The 19,563-nt window shown below is 65.6% G+C and carries 16 protein-coding genes; 10 read left to right on the forward strand and 6 right to left on the reverse strand.

Annotated elements, in window-relative coordinates; translation table 11 throughout:
- Nucleotides 1-63 precede the first annotated feature (63 nt).
- Nucleotides 64-1,554, forward strand: a complete 1,491-nt coding sequence (gene gatB, locus BH683_RS12825; protein ID WP_084836652.1) for an Asp-tRNA(Asn)/Glu-tRNA(Gln) amidotransferase subunit GatB — start codon at nucleotides 64-66, stop codon at nucleotides 1,552-1,554.
- Between the two features lies 1 nt (nucleotide 1,555).
- Here the strand turns inward: gatB and BH683_RS12830 are convergent, their stop codons facing one another.
- Nucleotides 1,556-2,698 carry a PQQ-dependent sugar dehydrogenase gene (locus BH683_RS12830; protein WP_084836783.1) on the reverse strand — a complete coding sequence of 381 codons (1,143 nt, stop codon included), beginning with the start codon at nucleotides 2,696-2,698 and terminating at the stop codon, nucleotides 1,556-1,558.
- A gap of 100 nt (nucleotides 2,699-2,798) precedes the next feature.
- Here BH683_RS12830 and BH683_RS12835 point away from each other — a divergent pair, with 100 nt between their 5' ends.
- Nucleotides 2,799-3,869 carry a DoxX family protein gene (locus tag BH683_RS12835; RefSeq protein ID WP_246833350.1) on the forward strand — a complete coding sequence of 357 codons (1,071 nt, stop codon included), beginning with the start codon at nucleotides 2,799-2,801 and terminating at the stop codon, nucleotides 3,867-3,869.
- Between the two features lie 67 nt (nucleotides 3,870-3,936).
- On the opposite strand, the gene ilvD is transcribed toward BH683_RS12835, so the two are convergent.
- A complete protein-coding gene (gene ilvD / locus BH683_RS12840) occupies nucleotides 3,937-5,784 on the reverse strand; it encodes a dihydroxy-acid dehydratase (protein WP_084836653.1) in 1,848 nt (615 codons plus the stop codon).
- Nucleotides 5,785-5,858: 74 nt separating this feature from the next.
- Nucleotides 5,859-6,437 carry a PH domain-containing protein gene (locus BH683_RS28980; protein ID WP_246833351.1) on the reverse strand — a complete coding sequence of 193 codons (579 nt, stop codon included), beginning with the start codon at nucleotides 6,435-6,437 and terminating at the stop codon, nucleotides 5,859-5,861.
- Between the two features lie 273 nt (nucleotides 6,438-6,710).
- On the opposite strand from BH683_RS28980, the gene BH683_RS12850 reads away from it, so the two are divergent.
- The 3 genes from BH683_RS12850 (at nucleotide 6,711) to ilvC (ending at nucleotide 10,313) form a co-directional block, all read left to right on the forward strand.
- Entirely contained in the window at nucleotides 6,711-8,729 is a 2,019-nt protein-coding gene (locus tag BH683_RS12850; RefSeq protein ID WP_084836654.1) for an acetolactate synthase large subunit, read from the forward strand.
- Nucleotides 8,726-9,232 carry an acetolactate synthase small subunit gene (gene ilvN, locus BH683_RS12855; protein ID WP_084836655.1) on the forward strand — a complete coding sequence of 169 codons (507 nt, stop codon included), beginning with the start codon at nucleotides 8,726-8,728 and terminating at the stop codon, nucleotides 9,230-9,232. Before BH683_RS12850 ends, ilvN begins: the two co-directional genes overlap by 4 nt.
- 79 nt (nucleotides 9,233-9,311) lie before the next feature.
- Nucleotides 9,312-10,313, forward strand: a complete 1,002-nt coding sequence (gene ilvC, locus BH683_RS12860; protein ID WP_030172040.1) for a ketol-acid reductoisomerase — start codon at nucleotides 9,312-9,314, stop codon at nucleotides 10,311-10,313.
- Between the two features lie 304 nt (nucleotides 10,314-10,617).
- Here ilvC and BH683_RS12865 read toward each other — a convergent pair whose 3' ends face one another.
- Nucleotides 10,618-11,259 carry a peptidase S1 family protein gene (locus tag BH683_RS12865; RefSeq protein WP_094647451.1) on the reverse strand — a complete coding sequence of 214 codons (642 nt, stop codon included), beginning with the start codon at nucleotides 11,257-11,259 and terminating at the stop codon, nucleotides 10,618-10,620.
- A gap of 129 nt (nucleotides 11,260-11,388) precedes the next feature.
- Nucleotides 11,389-12,051, reverse strand: coding sequence for a peptidase S1 family protein (locus BH683_RS12870; protein ID WP_084836657.1), 663 nt, complete (start codon nucleotides 12,049-12,051; stop codon nucleotides 11,389-11,391).
- Nucleotides 12,052-12,341: 290 nt separating this feature from the next.
- Between BH683_RS12870 and serA the strand changes: the two genes are divergently transcribed.
- Nucleotides 12,342-13,937: a phosphoglycerate dehydrogenase gene (gene serA, locus BH683_RS12875; protein WP_084836658.1), complete on the forward strand. Its 1,596-nt coding sequence runs from the start codon at nucleotides 12,342-12,344 to the stop codon at nucleotides 13,935-13,937.
- The gene (locus tag BH683_RS12880; protein WP_084836659.1) at nucleotides 13,934-14,947 is read left to right on the forward strand and encodes a 3-isopropylmalate dehydrogenase; all 1,014 of its coding nucleotides are present in this window, start codon (nucleotides 13,934-13,936) and stop codon (nucleotides 14,945-14,947) included. The genes serA and BH683_RS12880 overlap by 4 nt, the downstream gene beginning before the upstream one ends.
- A 115-nt stretch (nucleotides 14,948-15,062) precedes the next feature.
- On the opposite strand, the gene BH683_RS12885 is transcribed toward BH683_RS12880, so the two are convergent.
- Entirely contained in the window at nucleotides 15,063-16,265 is a 1,203-nt protein-coding gene (locus tag BH683_RS12885) for an MFS transporter (protein WP_084836660.1), read from the reverse strand.
- A 123-nt stretch (nucleotides 16,266-16,388) separates the two neighbouring features.
- Here BH683_RS12885 and BH683_RS12890 point away from each other — a divergent pair, with 123 nt between their 5' ends.
- Genes BH683_RS12890 through gltX form a run of 3 tightly spaced genes read left to right on the forward strand, consistent with a single transcriptional unit; the run spans nucleotide 16,389 to nucleotide 19,516 of the window.
- Nucleotides 16,389-17,162, forward strand: a complete 774-nt coding sequence (locus tag BH683_RS12890; RefSeq protein ID WP_084836785.1) for a fumarylacetoacetate hydrolase family protein — start codon at nucleotides 16,389-16,391, stop codon at nucleotides 17,160-17,162.
- A gap of 4 nt (nucleotides 17,163-17,166) precedes the next feature.
- Complete coding sequence (locus tag BH683_RS12895) at nucleotides 17,167-17,994, forward strand: alpha/beta hydrolase (RefSeq protein ID WP_084836661.1); 828 nt, start codon at nucleotides 17,167-17,169, stop codon at nucleotides 17,992-17,994.
- A gap of 49 nt (nucleotides 17,995-18,043) precedes the next feature.
- Complete coding sequence (gene gltX / locus BH683_RS12900; protein ID WP_084836662.1) at nucleotides 18,044-19,516, forward strand: glutamate--tRNA ligase; 1,473 nt, start codon at nucleotides 18,044-18,046, stop codon at nucleotides 19,514-19,516.
- Nucleotides 19,517-19,563 lie beyond the last annotated feature (47 nt).

Consider the following 19,563-nt stretch of genomic DNA (forward strand, 5'->3'; position numbering starts at 1 on the left):
CCTGGTCTTTTGTTCGCCCGAACCCACCACTTCCGGGCCGCGGGAGCCGGTTAAACTCGTGGCATGACTGACTTGCTCGACTATGACGACGTGATCGCGGAGTTCGACCCGGTGATGGGTATGGAGGTCCACGTCGAGCTGGGCACCAACACCAAGATGTTCTGTGGTTGCCCCACCACGTTCGGCGCCGAGCCCAACACCCAGGTCTGCCCGGTCTGCATCGGACTGCCCGGATCGCTACCCGTGGTGAACGAGAAGGCCATCGAGTCGGCGATCCGGATCGGCCTCGCCCTGAACTGCTCCATCCGGCCGTCGAGCACATTCGCGCGAAAGAACTACTTCTACCCGGATCAGCCGAAGAACTACCAGATCTCGCAGTACGACGACCCGATCGCGCACGACGGGTACCTCGACGTCCTTTTGGACGACGGCAGCACGTGGCGCGTCGACATCGAGCGCGCCCACATGGAAGAGGACACCGGCAAGTCCCTGCACATCGGCACCACCGGGCGGATCTCCGGGGCCAGCCACTCACTGCTCGACTACAACCGGGCCGGCGTGCCCCTCATCGAGATCGTCTCCAAACCCATCGAGGGTGCGGGTGCCCGAGCCCCCGAGGTCGCCCGGGCGTACGTCACCGCACTGCGTGACCTGCTCAAGTCGCTCGACGTGTCGGATGTGCGCATGGATCAGGGTTCGATGCGCTGTGACGCGAACCTGTCGTTGATGCGCAAGGACGCCACCGAGTTCGGTACCCGTACCGAGACGAAGAACGTGAACTCGCTCAAGAGCGTCGAGGTCGCGGTGCGGTACGAGATGCGTAGGCAGGCAGCGCTTCTGCTCGCCGGGACCGCCATCGTCCAGGAGACCCGGCACTTTCAGGAGACCGACGGGTCGACCTCCGCGGGCAGACGGAAGGAAACCGCGGACGACTACCGGTACTTCCCCGAGCCCGACCTGCCGCCGGTGCAACCCGCCGCGGACTGGATCGAAGAGATCCGCGCCACCCTGCCCGAGCTGCCCTGGCTGCGCCGGGCACGTATCCAGCAGGAATGGGGCGTCTCCGACGAGGTGATGCGCGACCTCGTCAACGTCGGTGCGGTGGATCTGATCATCGCCACCGTCGACGCCGGTGCGCCGGTCGAGGCGGCCCGCGGGTGGTGGGTGTCGTTCCTTGCGCAACAGGCCAATTCCCGCGACACCGAACTGGCTGATCTGCCGATCACCCCGATCCAGGTCGCCAAGGTCGTTGCCCTCGTCGAGGAAGGCAAGCTGACCAACAAGCTTGCCCAGCAGGTGGTCACCGCGGTTCTCGACGGTGAGGGCGAGCCCGAGCAGATCATCGCGGACAAGGGCCTGGAAGTGGTGCGCGACGATTCGGCACTGCAGAAGGCCGTTGACGAGGCCTTGGCCAACAACCCCGACATCGCCGAGAAGATCCGCAGCGGCAAGGTCGCCGCGGCCGGCAAGATCGTCGGAGACGTCATGAAGGCCACTCGCGGCCAGGCCGACCCCGGCCGCGTGAAAGAGCTTGTGCTGGCTGCCTGTCAGTAGCTCAGACGTTGGTGTCGGCGGGACCCTGCGGCATCGGGATGATGATCACCCGATCATCGGTGGGGCCCGCGGTACCGGTCTGCTTGTTCACCGTGCCGACCTGGAAGAGTCCCGCGGGAACCGCGGTCAACCGCCCGAGTGCGCCGTAGCGCCGTTCCAGCACGGTGATGGGCTCGGCCGTGGTCGGCTTCTCCTCCGTCGGCGCGGTGATGGCCTGCAATCGCTGAGTCCTGGTCTGCGAGACCATGATCACCCCGTTGACGGCGGCGCAGCCCGCGGTCTCGGGCTTGTCGGGCCAGGTCCACAGCGTGCGTCCGACGCCGGTCGGGCTGATCAACTGCAGGCGATCCTCGGCCGGTGCACGATCACTCAGGTACAGGGCGCCGGTGACCACGTCCGGACACAGCGCGGGATTCTGGCCGAGACCGCTGGTGAGCACCCTCGGCGGAGTGTTGCCACCCGACGACAGATCGGTCACCGACAAGAGTTTTCCGGCCAGTGAGCCCGGATCTGCGGCGGCCGCGGGATCGCCTGCGTCGCCGGTGGCCACCAGCAGTTCGCCCGGACTCTTGAAATGGATCGTGCCCATGTTGCCGGTGTCGCCCTTGGGGATACCGGTGAGGATCGGCTTCGGTACGTCGCCTGGGGCCAGCCGAACCACCCGATTGTCGGTGGGGGTGGTGATGTACGCGTACATCAACTGGTCCTGCGCGTAGTCGGGGGATGGTGTGAAGTCGAGCAGGCCGCCGTCACCGGAAGCGTCGACGTCGAACGAAGCGATGTCCACCGTCGGACCACCCCGTTTGGTGCGGACGATCTTGCCGCTCGTGCGCTGGGCCACCACGGTCGACGTGGCGTCCGCGCTGGCAGCGATGAGACCGCTGGTGGCGTCCAAGCAGGTGGCGATCACGGTCGGATCCGGATCGGGGCAGGGGCCCGTGGGGGCGCCTGGATCCGCGGGCGGTGTGCTCGGCGGCGTCTGTTCCGGCTGCTGCATCGGGGGATTGACGTTGGTGGAGAAGTCGCCGGCCTCTCGGTTGCGGTCCTGCTCGGCGAACCCGTCGGAACATCCGGTCAGCACCACGGCGGCCGCCACCAGCATGATCACGATCCGCGCGATCGCAGACCGGTGGGGCGTTGTCATGGCGTCCACACTACTGATCGGCCGGCGCGAGACGTCTGATCGGGCGCGCCGTGCCCAGGGCAGAGATGCGTTCGACCGACATGCCTCTAAGGTCACTAGGGTGACCGAACGAGATCCCGACGGCCAAGGGTCGAGCCCATACGACGAGCCCACCGAACAGATCGAGTTGCCCGTGACGCGGGCAAACGAGCCTTATCCGGCCGAAGGTGAGACCGGCGCCTACGGATACGCCCCGTACCGGTCGAACAAGGCCGGCCAGGACGAGGCGGCCCGATTCGACGAGGATCTCGAGGAGACCGAGCAGATCCCCACCCTGCGCAAGCAGGCGGCGAACGATTCTTCCCGGCCGACGTCTGCTGGTTCCGATCCTGCCGACGCGGACCCGGTCGTGCGCGAGGACATCGCAAACCAAGACACCGATGTCGTCGGCGCCCCGTCTGGCCACACCACCCGGATACCGGCGGGGGTCGTCGACCGCGACGACTTCCACCGCGAGTACGGACCCCCGCCGCGCTATGACGATGACGACGACTTCGCGCTGAAGGGCCCTGCCGAACCCGAACCCATCGAGCCGCTCGTCACCGAGGTTCCCGCCCGCCGCGGCACCCTCGATCTCGGGTTGCTGCTACTTCGCGTCGGCGTCGGTCTGATCGCGATGGCGCACGGCAGTCAGAAGCTGTTCGGCTGGTGGAATGGTCCGCGCCTCAGCGGATTCGAGGACTACCTCCTGAACGCCGCGAACACCAACATCGGGTTCAGTTCCGATGCCGCGAAGCCACTGGCGATCCTGGGTGCTCTCTCGGAGACCATCGGTGGCCTCATGCTGGTGCTCGGCCTGTTGACCCCGATCGCAGGCTCGGCGGTGTTGGGCGTGATGACCGTCGCCGCGGCCTACAAGGCGACTCTCGCCGGCGGCGTGTGGTTCTTTGCCGCCGACCCCGACTTCACCGGCGGCGGAATCGAGTACGAACTGTTCCTGGGTCTCGCTGCCGCGGTCATCATCCTGACCGGGCCGGGACGCATCTCGCTCGACTTCGGGCGGGGCTGGGCGACGAGGCCGTTCATCGGTTCGGTCGCCTGGCTGATTGTCGGTATCGCAGCGCCGGTCGTCATCTGGTTCCTCTTCAACGGCACCAACCCGTTCGAATCGCCGGGCAACCCGGTCCCGTAGTCCGAAAGTGGTGGGTTCTGGCGACCGCGACCTGCGTAAACAGTCGCCAGAACCCACCACAATCGGGTCAGTCGACCTGTCGGACCGCACCCTTGTCCGCCGAGGTGGCGAGCTTCGCGTAGGCGCGCAGGGCTGTGGTCACCTTGCGTTCGCGATGCTCTCGCGGCTGCCATGGCCGTTCGGCAGCGTCCATCTTCGCGCGGCGGTCGGCGAGGACGTCCTCGTCGACGAGGACTTCGAGCTTGCGAGTCTTGACGTCGATCAGGATCTGGTCGCCGTCTTCGATGAGCCCGATGACCCCACCTGCAGCGGCTTCGGGGGAGATGTGTCCGACCGAGAGTCCGGACGAGCCGCCGGAGAATCGGCCGTCGGTGATGAGCGCACACTTCTTGCCCATGCCGGTGCCCTTCATGAACGCGGTCGGGTGCAGCATCTCCTGCATTCCCGGACCGCCCGCGGGTCCTTCGTAGCGCACGACCAGGACCTCGCCGGCCTTGATGGTCTTGCTCAGGATCACCTGCACGGCCTCGTCCTGTGATTCCACGACGCGGGCCGGGCCCTGGAAGTGCCAGAGGTCCTCGTCGATACCGGCGGTCTTCAGCACCGCGCCGTCGACTGCGAGATTGCCCTTGAGTACGCACAGACCGCCTTCGACGGTGTAGGCGTGCTCGAGGTCGCGGATGCAGCCACCCGCAGCGTCGGTGTCGAGGGAATCCCAGCGATTCTCGGTCGAGAACGGCGTCGTGGTGCGCACCCCTCCCGGAGCGGCGTGGAACAGTTCGAGCGCCTCGTCGGTGGCGGTGCCGCTGCGGATGTCCCAGTCGTCCAGGAACGTCGCAAGGGTCGGCGAGTGAACGGTACTGGTGGTGTCGTCGATGAGACCCGCGCGGCGAAGCTCGCCGAGGATGGCCGCGATTCCACCGGCCCGGTGAACGTCCTCCATGTGGTAGTCGGAGTTGGGTGAGACCTTCGACAGACACGGGACCTTGCGGCTGATGTCGTCGATGACGCCGAGGTCGAAGCCCTCGACCTCGCCCTCCTGTGCGGCGGCGAGTACGTGCAGGACGGTGTTGGTGGATCCACCCATGGCGACATCGAGGGCCATGGCATTCCGGAAAGCTGTGGGGGTGGCGATGTTTCGGGGGAGCACCGACTCGTCCTCGTCGCGGTAGTAGCGCAGTGCTGCCTCGACGATCACCTGGCCTGCCTTGGTGAACAGTCCCCGCCGCGCTTCGTGCGTGGCCAATGTCGAACCGTTGCCCGGCAGGGCCAGACCCAGTGCCTCGGTCAGGCAGTTCATCGAGTTGGCGGTGAACATGCCCGAGCACGATCCGCAGGTGGGGCATGCTGCCAGCTCGACTTCGCGGAGGGCGGCCTCGTCGACGGCGTCGTTGGCCGACGCGGAGATCGAGGTGATCAGGTCCGAGGACGGATGGACGGTGCCATCGACGACGACGGCCTTGCCCGCCTCCATGGGCCCACCGGACACGAAAACGGTGGGGACGTTGAGCCGCATCGCGGCATTGAGCATCCCGGGGGTGATCTTGTCGCAGTTCGAGATACAGACCAGGGCGTCGGCGGTGTGCGCGTTCACCATGTATTCGACGGAGTCCGCGATGATCTCACGGCTCGGTAGCGAATAGAGCATCCCGTCGTGGCCCATCGCGATCCCGTCGTCGACGGCGATCGTGTGGAACTCCCGGGGCACACCACCGGCGGCGCGGACGGCATCGGCGACGATCTCACCGACATCCTTGAGGTGGACGTGGCCGGGTACGAATTGGGTGTACGAATTGGCTATCGCGACAATCGGTTTGCCGAAGTCGTCGTCGGTCATGCCGGTGGCGCGCCAGAGCGAGCGCGCTCCGGCTGCGTTACGACCGACGGTGGTTGTGCGTGACCTCAACTGCGGCATGGCTATTCGTTCCTCGACTGGCTCGGGTCGACTCCGCCCACGGGCTGCGAGGGGGAGAACTTGCGCAGTTGAGGCTACTCCGAGGTCTTGTCGACGCCTTTCTCGGCCGGATCGGTTGCTCCCGTCTCGCGCTGCCGCGTCGCGGCCGGGTCGGGAGCGGCACCCGATTTCGATGTCGGCACGGACTTGTCCGCCGCCTTCTTGTTCGTCGCCTTCTCGGGCGGCGCGTCGACGTCGATGCGCTCGGCGTCGGGACTGTCGATGGCGTAGGGGTCAGGAATGCGGCCGCGGCTTGCAGCCGACAGTCGCGGCAGATCCCGGAAACTGATGGCGGGCAGGATGAGGTGCGACTTGTCGTCGAGCACAGCGCGGACGGCACCCCATCTCGGGAATTGCAGTCCTGAGATCTGATCCCACGTCGCTGACCTGCGTCCGCGCAGCGTCACCGACGTCACACCGTCTTCGGTGACGATGGTGCGCAGTCGCCGCACCCAGATGGCCACCACGATCGGAAGGGCCAGCGTCCAACCGAGGTAGGGCAGTGACACACCGGCCAGGACAAGCGCGGATACGCCCATCATGAAGACGGCGAAGTACGCGATCGGGTGAATGCGGAACTCCGCGGGCAGCTCGACGGCTTGGGGCTCAGACACATCCTCATTGTTTCATCCCGCGCGGGGCGTCCCATCATGTGGGATACACGGTGGTCAAGTTTGACTCACTGCAGCACACAGTCCTAGCCTGACTCACTGTGATGCAAAAACAGATTCTCGTACTCGGCCGGCGCGTCAACGCCTGACCGAGTACAACGAGTACTCACAAAGCATCGACGCGCCACCCTCGCACAGCACCTGCTGTCGGGGGTTTTTTGTTGTCCACCGACGTGCGCGGCCCCAGGCCGCGGCGTCAGAGCAGAGGGAAGTGCAGTGAGCGCACCAGCAGCACGCACCCAGCCGGGGTCGCACCCAGGCGGTCCGGGATCGCAGCAGGCCAAAGGGCCCGCAGCGCCGCGGCGCCAGTCAGGTAACGGCTCGCCAGTAACGGCGGCCGCGGCCGCAACCCGGCGCACGGTGGCGCCGGAACGTGTCAGCGGCGCGAAGGCGGTAGTGCGCGCCCTCGAGGAGCTCGGCGTCACCTCTGTGTTCGGTATTCCCGGCGGCGCGGTGCTCCCGGTCTACGATCCGCTCCTCGACTCCGAACAGGTTCGCCACATCCTCGTCCGCCACGAGCAGGGCGCAGGCCACGCGGCCACCGGATACGCCCAGGCGACCGGTCGTGTCGGAGTGTGCATCGCGACCTCGGGTCCCGGCGCCACCAACCTGGTGACCCCGCTCGCGGATGCCCAGATGGATTCGGTTCCCGTCGTCGCGATCACCGGCCAGGTGGGCCGGTCGCTCATCGGGACCGACGCCTTCCAGGAGGCCGACATCTCCGGCATCACCATGCCGGTCACCAAGCACAACTTTCTCGTCAACAGCGGCGCCGAGATCGCCAAGGTGATGGCAGAAGCTTTCTACATCGCCGAAAGTGGTCGTCCCGGAGCGGTTTTGGTGGACATCCCCAAGGACGTGCTGCAGGCGCAGACCACGTTCTCGTGGCCGCCGCAGCTCGACCTCCCGGGCTACCGGCCCGTCACCAAACCGCACGGCAAGCAGGTTCGGGAGGCGGCGCGGCTGATCGCGGCAGCCACCTCACCGGTGCTGTACGTCGGCGGCGGGGTCATCAAGGCCAATGCCTCCGAACAACTTCTCGAACTCGCAGAACTGACAGGCGTCCCCGTGGTCACCACCCTCATGGCCCGCGGCGCTTTCCCGGACAGCCACAAGCAACATCTGGGAATGCCAGGAATGCACGGCACCGTCGCCGCAGTGGCGGCGCTACAACGCAGCGATCTGCTGATCACCCTCGGCGCTCGCTTCGACGACCGTGTCACCGGCATGCTCGACTCGTTCGCCCCGGACGCCAAGGTGATCCACGCGGACATCGATCCTGCTGAGATCGGTAAGAACCGGCATGCGGATGTGCCCATCGTGGGCGACTGCGGTGCGGTGATCTCGGAACTGATCGAGGCAGTGCGCGACGAGCGCGCCACCACCACCGCGGCGCCCGACCTGAGCACCTGGTGGTCGTACCTCGACGGTATCCAGCGGACCTACCCGCTGAGTTACGACCGTCCGGCCGACGGATCGATGTCGCCGGAGTTCGTCATCTCGGCGATCGGCAAGACCGCCGGACCCGACGCGATCTATTGTTCGGGTGTCGGACAGCACCAGATGTGGGCAGCGCAGTTCATCTCGTACGAGAAGCCACGAACCTGGCTCAATTCGGGTGGTCTGGGCACGATGGGGTACGCGGTGCCCGCAGCGATGGGCGCCAAGCAGGGCATGCCCGACGCCGAGGTGTGGGCCATCGACGGCGACGGCTGTTTCCAGATGACCAATCAGGAATTGGCCACCTGTGCCATCGAGGGCATCCCCATCAAGGTCGCCGTCATCAACAACGGCAACCTGGGCATGGTCCGGCAGTGGCAGACCCTCTTTTACGAAGAGCGGTACTCCAACACCAACCTCTCGACCCACAACACAGAGACGTCGGTGCGGATCCCGGACTTCCTGAAGCTGGCCGAAGCGCTGGGCTGCGTCGGATTGCGTTGTGAGCGTGAGGAAGACGTCGATGCTGTGCTCGCAGAAGCGCGGGCCATCAACGATCGTCCGGTCGTCATCGACTTCGTCGTCGGCGCCGACGCACAGGTGTGGCCGATGGTCGCCGCAGGAACTGGCAACGACGAGATCATGGCAGCCCGTGGAATCCGGCCGCTGTTCGATGACGACGAGGCCGCTTCCACTCATCCGGACGAGATCCACCAGACCATGACCCGCAGTGTCGGTGGGGTCGAACAGGTCGGTTCGCAGCGCGAGTCCGACGAGAAAGGCGAGCAGCAGTGACCGTCACCCATCACACCCTGAGCGTGCTCGTGGAGGACCGCCCGGGTGTCCTCGCCCGCGTGTCCTCGCTGTTCTCTCGTCGCGGCTTCAACATCGAGTCGCTCGCCGTCGGCGCCACCGAGCTTAAGGGCGTCTCTCGGATGACCATCATGGTCTCGGTCGAGGACTTCCCGCTGGAGCAGGTCACCAAGCAGCTCAACAAGCTGATCAACGTGATCAAGATCGTCGAGCAGGATCCGGAGACCTCGGTCGCTCGCGAACTGATGATGATCAAGGTGCGGTCCGACGCATCAGCGCGCGGAGAGGTGATCGAGGTCGTCAACCTGTTCCGTGCGAAAGTTATCGACGTGTCGCCCGAATCGATCACCGTCGAGGCGACCGGCACCCCGGACAAGCTCGAGGCGCTGCTGAAGATGCTCGATCCGTACGGCATCCGGGAGATCGCCCAGTCGGGCATCGTCGCCCTGGGCCGCGGACCGAAGAGCATGTCGGCAACGCGCTAGATATCGAAACCAAGTACTGATCCCTGGCCAAAGAGGGCCGGGAGATTCACCGAAGAAGGGAAGTCAAGTGGCAGTCGAGATGTTCTACGACGACGATGCCGACCTGTCGATCATCCAGGGCCGCAAGGTTGCGGTCATCGGATACGGCAGCCAGGGACACGCACACTCGTTGAGCCTGCGTGATTCGGGTGTCGAGGTCGTGATCGGTCTGCGCGAGGGCAGCGCATCGCGCGCCAAGGCCGAGGAGCAGGGCCTCAAGGTTCTGACCGCGTCCGAGGCCGCCGCCTGGGCCGACGTCATCATGGTGCTCGCCCCGGACACCTCGCAGGCGAAGATCTTCAAAGACGAGATCGAGCCCAACCTCAACGACGGCGACGCGCTGTTCTTCGGCCATGGCCTGAACATCCACTTCGACCTCATCGAGCCGGCCGACAACATCACCGTCGGAATGGTCGCCCCCAAGGGCCCCGGACACCTCGTGCGTCGTCAGTACGTCGACGGCAAGGGTGTGCCCTGCCTCATCGCGGTCGATCAGGACCCGAAGGGCAACGGCGAGGCGCTGGCACTGAGCTACGCGGCCGCCATCGGTGGAGCCCGCGCGGGCGTCATCAAGACCACCTTCAAGGAAGAGACCGAGACCGACCTCTTCGGCGAGCAGGCCGTGCTCTGCGGCGGCACCGAAGAGCTCGTCAAGATCGGCTTCGAGGTCATGGTCGAAGCCGGCTACGCACCCGAGATGGCGTACTTCGAGGTGCTGCACGAGCTCAAGCTCATCGTGGACCTCATGTACGAAGGCGGCATCGCCCGCATGAACTACTCGGTCTCCGACACCGCCGAGTTCGGTGGCTACGTCTCCGGACCTCGCGTGATCGACTCGGGCACCAAAGAGCGCATGCAGGGCATCCTCAAGGACATCCAGGACGGCACCTTCGTCAAGCGCCTCGTCGCCAACGTCGAAGGCGGCAACAAGGAGCTCGAAGGCCTGCGCAAGCAGAACGCCGAGCATCCCATCGAGGTCACCGGCCAGAAGCTGCGTGATCTGATGAGCTGGGTCGATCGCCCGATCACCGAAACTGCCTGATCTGCAGTAGCTTTCAAAACAGCCCCGGGCAAGTTTGCCCGGGGCTGTTTTGTTTTCGAAATGACACCGGGGGTTTTGTTTGAAACTGGCACCGCCCGTGTGTGGCCCCGCGTGCTCTGGACGGAGGAGCGAGGGAGCGCAGCGACTGAGTCGACGTAGGAAGAGCACGCGAGAGTGGGCCGCACACCCGCGTAGCGAAGCGGAGCGAAAAAACACAGCTGGTGAGACGAACACATAAAGCCCCAGAGCACGCGGGCCGCACGCGGGCGGTGTCAGTTCTCAAGCCCTCCCGCGCGGTGCCAATTCAGGCCAGCGTGAAGCCCGTGACACCTCGGGCTTTCAAATCCTTCATGATCGGGCCGATGTTGGTGCCCTTTTCCGGGCCTGCACAGGCGACCTCGAAGTACGCATTGACCATCCCGACGAGTCGGTCGCCGAGAACCACCGGAGCACCCGAGTCACCTTCGATGACGCACATCTGCGATATGTGGACCTCGTGGCCGGAGATCCAGACGACGCCGCAGGTGTGTCCGGTGGTCCGGCCGTCCTTGCAGGCGATGTCGGGGAATTGCGGCGGCGCCATCTGAACCGAGTCGATGGTCACCCGGCCCACTGTCCGAAGGGGTTCGACGCGGCGTTCATCGAAACGGATCAGCGCGTAGTCGAGGTCGGTGTCGACTTCCGCGATGACGCCGAGTGGGTGCTTCAGTGGCCACAGTTCCGAGAGGACCGATTGCCCCGGGTCCCCGCAGTGGCCGGCGGTGAGACCGATCAGATTGCCGTCCTGATCATGGCCGATGGTGGTCAGCGTGCAGATGGCTGCCGTGCCGTCCCACTGCTCGATCACGATTCCGGTGCCGCCGCCGAGTGGTGCCTTCGCCTGCGAGGGGATCGCGGTGGCCGGGGCGATCGCGGAACCGCTCAACACGGCGAGCGCGCCGATCATTGCCACTACCGCCCTGCGAACCATTGGTCTGCTCGATTCCCGACGCCGAGCCCCCGACGGCGCGGGGGGTGTGATGACCGTAACCGAGGTCGCCGCAGCTCGCCGGTTGTCCGGGCCGGCGAATACCGATCAGTAGACGCGGAAGCCGTCGACGCCGCGTTTGGGCAGGTCCATCAAGATCGGGTTGATGTTGGTGCCGGTCTCGGGGCCGATACATCCGACGAAGTAGTACGCGTTGACCATGCCGATGAGTCTGTCGCCGACGACGACCGGGCTTCCGGAGTCTCCCTCGGTGACGCAGATCTGGCTGATGTGCTCGGCGCCGTTGGAAAACCACGTGACCCCACAGGTGTTGCCGGTGGTCCGGCCTTCCTTGCACGCAATGGTGCCGAAGTTCGGGGGAGTGGTCTGTACCCCGCGGATGGTCACACCGCCGACTGTTCGGGTGGGCACAACCTTGTCTTGATCGAACGAGATGATCGCGTAATCGAGTTTGTGATTGGAGAAGGTGATGCGACCGAGCACACCGCGGTTCTGTTGCTGTTCGGAGGCGACGCGCTGTCCGCCCTCGCCGCAGTGCGCTGCCGTCAGGCCGTACAGCCCGCCCTTGTTGTCGTAGCCGATGGTCGTCAACGTGCACGCCGACGCACTGTTGCCGCCTCTGAGGACGAGGATTCCCGATCCGCCGCCCAGCGCCACCTTCGATGGAGCCGCGTTTGCGGTGCTCACCCCGCTCAGCAGGAGCAAAGCAGTCGCGAGTGCCGCGCACAGAGCGAGCAGTTTCCTGAGCATTCGATCCCCATTCGTCTACGGGCGTCCTCGCGGATCGCGGCAATTACGGTCGAACTGCGCTGCGTTCCGTCCCCCGGCCCGGTTGCAATATAACGGTAATGCATGTCACACACGGTCGGTTTACCTCTGAGCGAATCGTTATGCGGCATCGGCGCAGGTCCGCGCGGGTCGGCGAGCATGAGGCCGGGGGCGAACGCACCACAGGCGGCCACTAAGCTGATCGCTGGAGTTGCCACCATCGTGAGTCCGGCGTAATGCGCCGGACATTGCCTGACCGCAGGAGAAAAACCGTGAGCCCCACCGGCCGCCCAATCGTCTTGATCGCCGACAAACTGGCACAGTCCACCGTTGCCGCCCTCGGTGAGGATGTCGAGGTGCGGTGGGTCGACGGGCCCGACCGGCCCAAGTTGCTGGAAGCAGTGAAGGACGCCGACGCCATCCTGGTGCGTTCCGCAACGCAGGTCGATGCGGAGGTCCTCGCGGCCGGACCGAACCTCAAGATCATCGCCCGCGCGGGTGTCGGTCTCGACAACGTCGACGTCCCGGCCGCGACCGAGCGTGGCGTCATGGTCGTCAACGCCCCGACGTCGAACATCCATACGGCCGCCGAGCATGCGGTGAGCCTGCTGCTGTCCGCGGCGCGTCAGATCCCCGCCGCCGACGCCACCTTGCGCGAGCACACCTGGAAGCGTTCGAAGTTCAACGGCGTCGAGATCTTCGGCAAGACCGTCGGCGTGGTCGGCCTCGGCCGTATCGGCCAGCTGTTCGCGCAGCGTCTGGCCGCGTTCGAGACCAACATCATCGCCTACGACCCCTACGTGTCCCCGGCGCGCGCCGCGCAGCTCGGCATCGAGCTGGTGACGCTCGACGAACTGCTCGAACGCGCTGACATGTTCTCGGTGCACCTGCCCAAGACCCCGGAGACGCTGGGTCTGATCGGTGCAGACGAGCTGGCGCGCACGAAGAAGGGCGTCATCGTCGTCAACGCTGCGCGCGGTGGACTGATCGACGAGCAGGCCCTTGCCGACGCCATCAACTCCGGACACGTCTTCGGCGCAGGCCTCGACGTCTACGCAACCGAGCCGTGCACCGATTCGCCGCTGTTCGAACTCCCGCAGGTCGTGGTGACCCCGCACCTGGGCGCATCGACGTCCGAGGCGCAGGACCGCGCGGGCACCGATGTCGCAAAGAGCGTGCGGCTGGCGCTGGCGGGCCACTTCGTCCCCGACGCCGTAAACATCACCGGTGGCACCGTGGACGACGAGGTCGCGCCGTGGCTCGAACTCGTCCGCAAGCTCGGTGTACTCGTCGGTGCCCTGTCCGGTCAGGTGCCGGCCAACCTCACCGTCGACGTCCGCGGTGAGATCGCCGTCAAGAGCGTCGACGTCCTGGGCCTCTCCGCGCTGCGAGGTCTGTTCTCTGCGGTCATCGAAGAGCCGGTCACCTTCGTCAACGCGCCGTCGCTGGCTGCCGAGCGTGGTGTCACCTCCGAGGTGACCACCGCCTCGGAGAGCCCGAACCACCGCAACCTCGTGGATCTGCGAGCAGTGTTCGGCGACGGCACGGTCCTCAATGTGGCGGGCACCCTGTCCGGCCCCGCTGAGGTCCAGAAGATCGTCAACATCAACAGCCGCAACTTCGACCTGCGAGCCGAGGGCCTCAACCTCGTCGTCTCCTACGGCGATCAGCCCGGCTCGCTCGGTAAGATCGGCACCCTGCTCGGCAACGCCGGGATCGACATCCAGGCCGCCGGTTTGTCTCAGGATGCCGAGGGCGAAGGCGCCACCATCCTGTTGCGCGTGAGTCAGCAGATCCCGGATGCCGTCATCACGGCCATCGGCGAGGCCGTCGACGCCACCCTGATCGAACAGGTCGACCTGTCATGAAACTCGCTGTCATCAAGGGCGACGGCATCGGCCCCGAGGTCATCGACGAGGCGTTGTCAGTCCTGGATCTGGTGCTGCCCGGCGTCGAGACCACCGAGTTCGACTTGGGCGCACAGCGTTACCACCGCACGGGCGATCTCTTGACCGACGACGATCTCGATGCCATCCGCGGCCACGACGCAATTCTGCTGGGTGCCATCGGCGATCCGTCGGTCACGCCGGGCATTCTCGAGCGCGGGCTGCTGCTGAAGATGCGGTTCGCCCTCGATCACCATGTGAATCTGCGTCCGAGCAAGCTCTTCCCGGGGGTCGCGTCACCGCTGGCAGGCAATCCCGAGATCGACTTCGTCGTGGTCCGCGAGGGCACCGAAGGCCCGTACACCGGCAACGGTGGCGCCATTCGTGTCGGTACGCCGCACGAGATCGCCACCGAGGTCAGCGTCAACACCCGGTTCGGTGTCGAACGGGTTGTCCGGGACGCCTTCGCGCGTGCACAGAGTCGTCGCAAGCATTTGACGCTGATCCACAAGACCAACGTGCTCACGTTCGCCGGCTCGATGTGGAAGCGGACTGTCGATGAGGTCGCGGTCGAGTTCGAAGATGTCACCGTGGCGTACAACCACATAGACGCGGCCACCATCTACATGGTCACCGATCCGGGCCGCTACGACGTGATCGTCACCGACAACCTGTTCGGCGACATCATCACCGACATCGCGGGTGCGGTCAGCGGCGGCATCGGCCTGGCGGCATCAGGCAACATCGACGCCACCGGCACCAATCCGTCGATGTTCGAGCCGGTCCACGGCAGCGCACCGGACATCGCCGGGCAGGGCAAAGCCGATCCGACTGCAGCAATACTGTCGGTCGCGCTGCTCCTGCGTCATCTCGGCCACGACGCCGAGGCAGAACGGATCGACCAGGCCGTGTCCGCCGACCTGGCAGGTCGCGGTGACACCCCGGTGACCACGACCGAGGTCGGCACCAGGATCCGCGCCGCACTCGGCTGAACCCCACTTCACGAATTCGCGCCACCTCCGTGCGTTCGCGCCAGTTGCAGCTGGCGCGTCCGCATGCAGGTGGCGCGAATTTTTGGGAGACGGAGCTCGACCTGAGTTCGGTCGCTCAGGACACGGTGACCGCGGTCTTGCGTTCTTCGTCTGCCGGTACCAGACCGACCGCGACCGCGGGCGCGGCGGCGGAGAGCAGGAACGCCGCCGGATAGCCGAACGCGCCGATCGCCAACCCGAAGACCGGGGTGGACGCCGCCATCCAGAGGTACTGCCCGGTGTTCTGTATCGCCAGGCCACGGCCACTCCATTGGGGGCCGGCGAACTCGGCGATGGCCGTGAACGCCAACCCGTTGTCTGCCACCGTGATCACGCTTGCCACGACCATGACGAGGGCCGCGGTCGGGCTGTCGAGCCAATCGGTGAACGCCAAGAGTCCGACGGATGCCGTTGCGCCGATCGCGATCAGGCGGATGGGCTTGGTCCGAGAGCCCCAGGAGTCCGACCATCGGCCTGCCGCGATGCGACCGAACGCGCCGAGCACCTGGCTGATCGTGACCAGGACACCGGCGGTCAGCGCCGACCACTCGTGCTGCACGATCAGCCACGCCGGAACGAACGTCCAGAGCATCGACTGGGGGATCGACAGCAGGATGCTCACCCCGTGCACGCGCGGCAAGAAGGTGCTTCCCCGGTAGGGGTTCGGTGACGTGATCGCCGATCCGTCGGCCATCTTCTCGCGGGGCGGGTCGATGATCACCGCGGTGACAAAGATCGTGGCGAGGATCGTCACGACAAAGGGCACAGCCAAACCCGCTGTTACACTGTATTTTTCGGCGAGAACGGGCATGGTGAGAGCGCAGACTCCGATACCCAGCGGTTGCGCCATTTGCCGTACGCCCATTGCCGTCCCGCGACGCTCGGGCGGGAACCAGCCGACCACGATCCTGCCCCCGGCGCCGTTGGTGGCTGCGGAGGTGATGCCCGCGACGAGCAGCAGGGCGCCCAGGACGAACTCCGACGCGTCGAGTGCGTCTGCCAGGCATGCCGATCCGGTCGCGGCCACCGTCAGGGTCAGCGACAACAACAGGATTCGGCGTTCACCGAAACGGTCCAGCGCGAATCCCCACGCGATCGTCGACAGCAGTAGTCCGACCATGGGTACCGCTGCCAGAGTGGATGCCTGAGCCAGCGACAGCCCCTCGGTCCTGTGCAGTTCCGGGATCAGAAATGCGACTCCGCTGACAACGCAGGTGGTCGCCATCGCGCCGAGGAGGGAGGCTGTGAGCATCACCCAGCGTCGGGTATCGGTGGGCATGATGCAAACCTCCTCGTATCTCAAAATATGAAACAATATGACCACATACTAAAACAATGAGCGTGCCTGTCCCAACCGGCCTCCCGCAGGTTGAGACACCGCTGGTGCGATAGTGTGGCGATCATGCGTCTAGGTCGAATTGCCAGCCCCGACGGGGTCGCGTTTGTCAGTATCGAAGGTGAGGACGGTGCCGAGACGGCACGCGAAATCGCCGAACATCCCTTCGGTACACCCACCTTCACCGGGCGGAGTTGGCCGCTCGCCGACACCCGGTTGCTGGCCCCGATTCTCGCCAGCAAGGTGATCTGTATCGGTAAGAACTACGCGGCCCATGCTGCGGAGATGGGTGGCGAGGCGCCGGAGAACCCGGTGATCTTCATCAAGCCGAACACCTCGATCATCGGACCGCAGGTACCCATCCTGCGTCCGAAATCGTCCGATCGCGTCGATTACGAGGGCGAATTGGCGATCGTGATCGGCAGGCCGTGCCGCGACGTGAAGGCTTCGGCGGCCAAGGACGTGATCCTCGGGTACACGGTCGGCAACGACGTCACCGCGCGCGATCAGCAGAAAGCCGACGGTCAGTGGACGCGCGGCAAGGGGCACGACACCTTCTGCCCGCTGGGCCCGTGGATCGAAACCGAGCTCGACCCCAGCGATCTGGAGATCCGCACCGAGCTCGACGGTGAAGTGAAGCAGCGGAGCCGTACGAGCCTGCTGCTGCACGACGTCGGTGAGATCGTGGAATGGATCAGTGCGGTCATGACACTCTTGCCCGGCGACGTGATCCTCACGGGGACCCCGGAAGGTATCGGACCGATGAACGCCGGTCAGAAGGTCAGCGTGACGATCGAAGGTATCGGAACGCTCACCAACCCGGTCGCCGATAGGGGGTAGAGGAGTGCGTCAGCAACCCAAAACCGCTCAGGTCAACGGTATTACGATCAGCTACGAGGACTCCGGCGAAGGACCGCTCGTGGTCATGGTGATGGGCACCGGAAGTCCTGGTCGCGTATGGAAGGCCAACCAGCAACCGGCTCTGGTCAAGGCCGGGTATCGGGTCGTCACGTTCGACAACCGGGGTATCGCGCCGTCGAGTGAGTGCCCCGGCGGATTCACCATCGCCGACATGGTCGCCGACACCGCGGCGCTCATCGAGCATCTCGATGCGGGGCCTGCGGCGGTGATCGGAACGTCTCTGGGCGCCAAGATCACTCAGGAGCTCGCGCTCGCCCGGCCCGATGTCGTGAAGTGTGTCGCGATGATCGCGACGTACGCGCGCAGCGGTCCGCTACAGGAGTCGATCTCCATCGGGGAGCGCGAACTGTACGACCAGAAGATCACACTGCCGCCGCGCTATCACGCCGCGATCACCGCGCATCTCAATCTGTCCCGGCACACGCTCGACGACGACACGAAAGTGCGCGACTGGCTCGACGTCATCGAGTTCTCCGGCCAGGAGGTCACCGCCGGCGTGCGGGCCCAACTCCAGCTGCACGAGGGCGAGGCGAACCGGACCGCCGCGTACGCCGGGATCACCCGGCCGGCGCTGGTGATCGGTTTCGCCGACGATCGGACGCTGCCGCCGCACCTCGCGAAAGAGGTCGCCGACGCGATACCCGGTGCGACGTACCGGGAAGTCGCCGAGGCCGGGCATTACGGCTACTTGGAACAACCGGACGAGGTCAATGCGTTGCTCATCGACTTCCTCCGGGCGAACGTGGGGTGAGTGTGCCCGGTCGGTGAAGCGCCGGGCCGCGGGCGATAGCCTGGGCATCATGAGTGATTCGCAGGTCCGCGTTCGTTTCTGTCCGTCCCCGACCGGCACCCCGCATGTCGGGCTGGTGCGCACCGCGCTGTTCAACTTCGCGCATGCAAGGCACACCGGCGGCACGTTTGTCTTCCGCATCGAGGACACCGACGCCGCCCGCGACAGCGAGGAGTCGTACCAAGCGATTCTGGACGCTCTGCGCTGGCTCGGTCTGGACTGGGACGAGGGGCCCGAGGTGGGTGGCCCCTACGAGCCGTACCGGCAGTCGCTGCGCAGGCCGCAGCACCTCGAGGTCGTTGCAAAGCTCCTCGACGCCGGTGAGGCATACGAGGCGTTTTCGACCGCAGAGGAGGTCGAGGCCCGCCACCTCGCCGCGGGCCGCAACCCGAAACTGGGTTACGACAACTTCGATCGGGAACTGACGGCCGATCAGAAGCAGGCGTATCGCGACGAGGGCAGGCCCGCCGTCGTGCGGCTCCGGATGCCCGATCACGACATCGAGTGGGATGATCTCGTGCGCGGAACAACCACCATCAAGGCGGGCACCGTGCCCGACTTCGCGCTCACCCGCGGCAACGGGGATCCGTTGTACACGTTGGTCAATCCCGTCGACGACGCCCTGATGGACATCACCCACGTGCTGCGCGGTGAAGACCTGCTCTCCTCGACCCCACGCCAGATCGCCCTCTACGAGGCTCTCACCCGTATCGGGATCGCCAAGGGGACACCGCAATTCGGCCACCTCCCGTTCGTGATGGGGGAGGGCAACAAGAAGCTGTCCAAGCGAGATCCGCAGTCGAACCTGTTCCATCATCGCGATCGCGGGTTCATCCCGGAGGGGTTGCTGAACTACCTGGCGCTGCTCGGCTGGGGGATTGCCGACGACCACGACATCTTCAGCCTCGACGAGATGACCGCCGCCTTCGACGTTCGTCAGGTCAATTCGAACCCGGCACGCTTCGATCAGAAGAAGGCAGACGCGATCAACGCAGAGCATCTGCGCAGGCTCACGCCAGAAGACTTCGCCGGTCGCCTGCGAGCATTTCTGATCAACGCCGGGCAACTGAGTGAGCCCATCGACGACACCCAGTTCGCGGTGATCGCGGATCTGGTGCAGACCCGAATCCAAGTTCTCGGCGACGCGTGGGGACTCATCGCGTTCCTCTATGTCGACGATGCCGATTTCACCATCGACGAGGCTGCCGCGCGGAAGAACCTCGGAGCGGATGCGGGGCCGGTACTGGACGCGACCATCGAGGCACTGTCGGCAGTCGATGAATGGGCCACTGAGGGCATAGAGAGCGCCCTCAAGGACGCTCTGGTGGACAAGCTCGAACTCAAGCCGAGGAAGGCCTTCGGTCCGGTGCGTGTCGCGGTGACGGGGTCGCACATCAGTCCGCCGCTGTTCGAATCCCTCGATCTGCTCGGGCGCGACCGGACCCTCGCCAGGCTTCGGGCCGCACGCGCGGACATCGCCTGAAAAAGGGCCTCTGAACTGGCGATTGTGGGTTCAGCCGAGGGGTTTGA

The sequence above is a fragment of the Williamsia sp. 1138 genome (assembly GCF_002095435.2).
GTDB lineage: Bacteria > Actinomycetota > Actinomycetes > Mycobacteriales > Mycobacteriaceae > Williamsia.

Excerpts from the sequence above, each read along its gene's own strand:
- gatB (WP_084836652.1), top strand. The coding sequence starts at position 64 with ATGACTGACTTGCTCGACTATGACGACGTGATCGCGGAGTTCGACCCG.
- BH683_RS12830 (WP_084836783.1), bottom strand. The coding sequence starts at position 2,698 with ATGACAACGCCCCACCGGTCTGCGATCGCGCGGATCGTGATCATGCTG.
- ilvD (WP_084836653.1), bottom strand. The coding sequence starts at position 5,784 with ATGCCGCAGTTGAGGTCACGCACAACCACCGTCGGTCGTAACGCAGCC.
- ilvC (WP_030172040.1), top strand. The coding sequence starts at position 9,312 with ATGTTCTACGACGACGATGCCGACCTGTCGATCATCCAGGGCCGCAAG.
- BH683_RS12865 (WP_094647451.1), bottom strand. The coding sequence starts at position 11,259 with ATGATCGGCGCGCTCGCCGTGTTGAGCGGTTCCGCGATCGCCCCGGCC.
- BH683_RS12870 (WP_084836657.1), bottom strand. The coding sequence starts at position 12,051 with ATGCTCAGGAAACTGCTCGCTCTGTGCGCGGCACTCGCGACTGCTTTG.
- BH683_RS12880 (WP_084836659.1), top strand. The coding sequence starts at position 13,934 with ATGAAACTCGCTGTCATCAAGGGCGACGGCATCGGCCCCGAGGTCATC.
- BH683_RS12885 (WP_084836660.1), bottom strand. The coding sequence starts at position 16,265 with ATGCCCACCGATACCCGACGCTGGGTGATGCTCACAGCCTCCCTCCTC.
- BH683_RS12890 (WP_084836785.1), top strand. The coding sequence starts at position 16,389 with ATGCGTCTAGGTCGAATTGCCAGCCCCGACGGGGTCGCGTTTGTCAGT.
- gltX (WP_084836662.1), top strand. The coding sequence starts at position 18,044 with ATGAGTGATTCGCAGGTCCGCGTTCGTTTCTGTCCGTCCCCGACCGGC.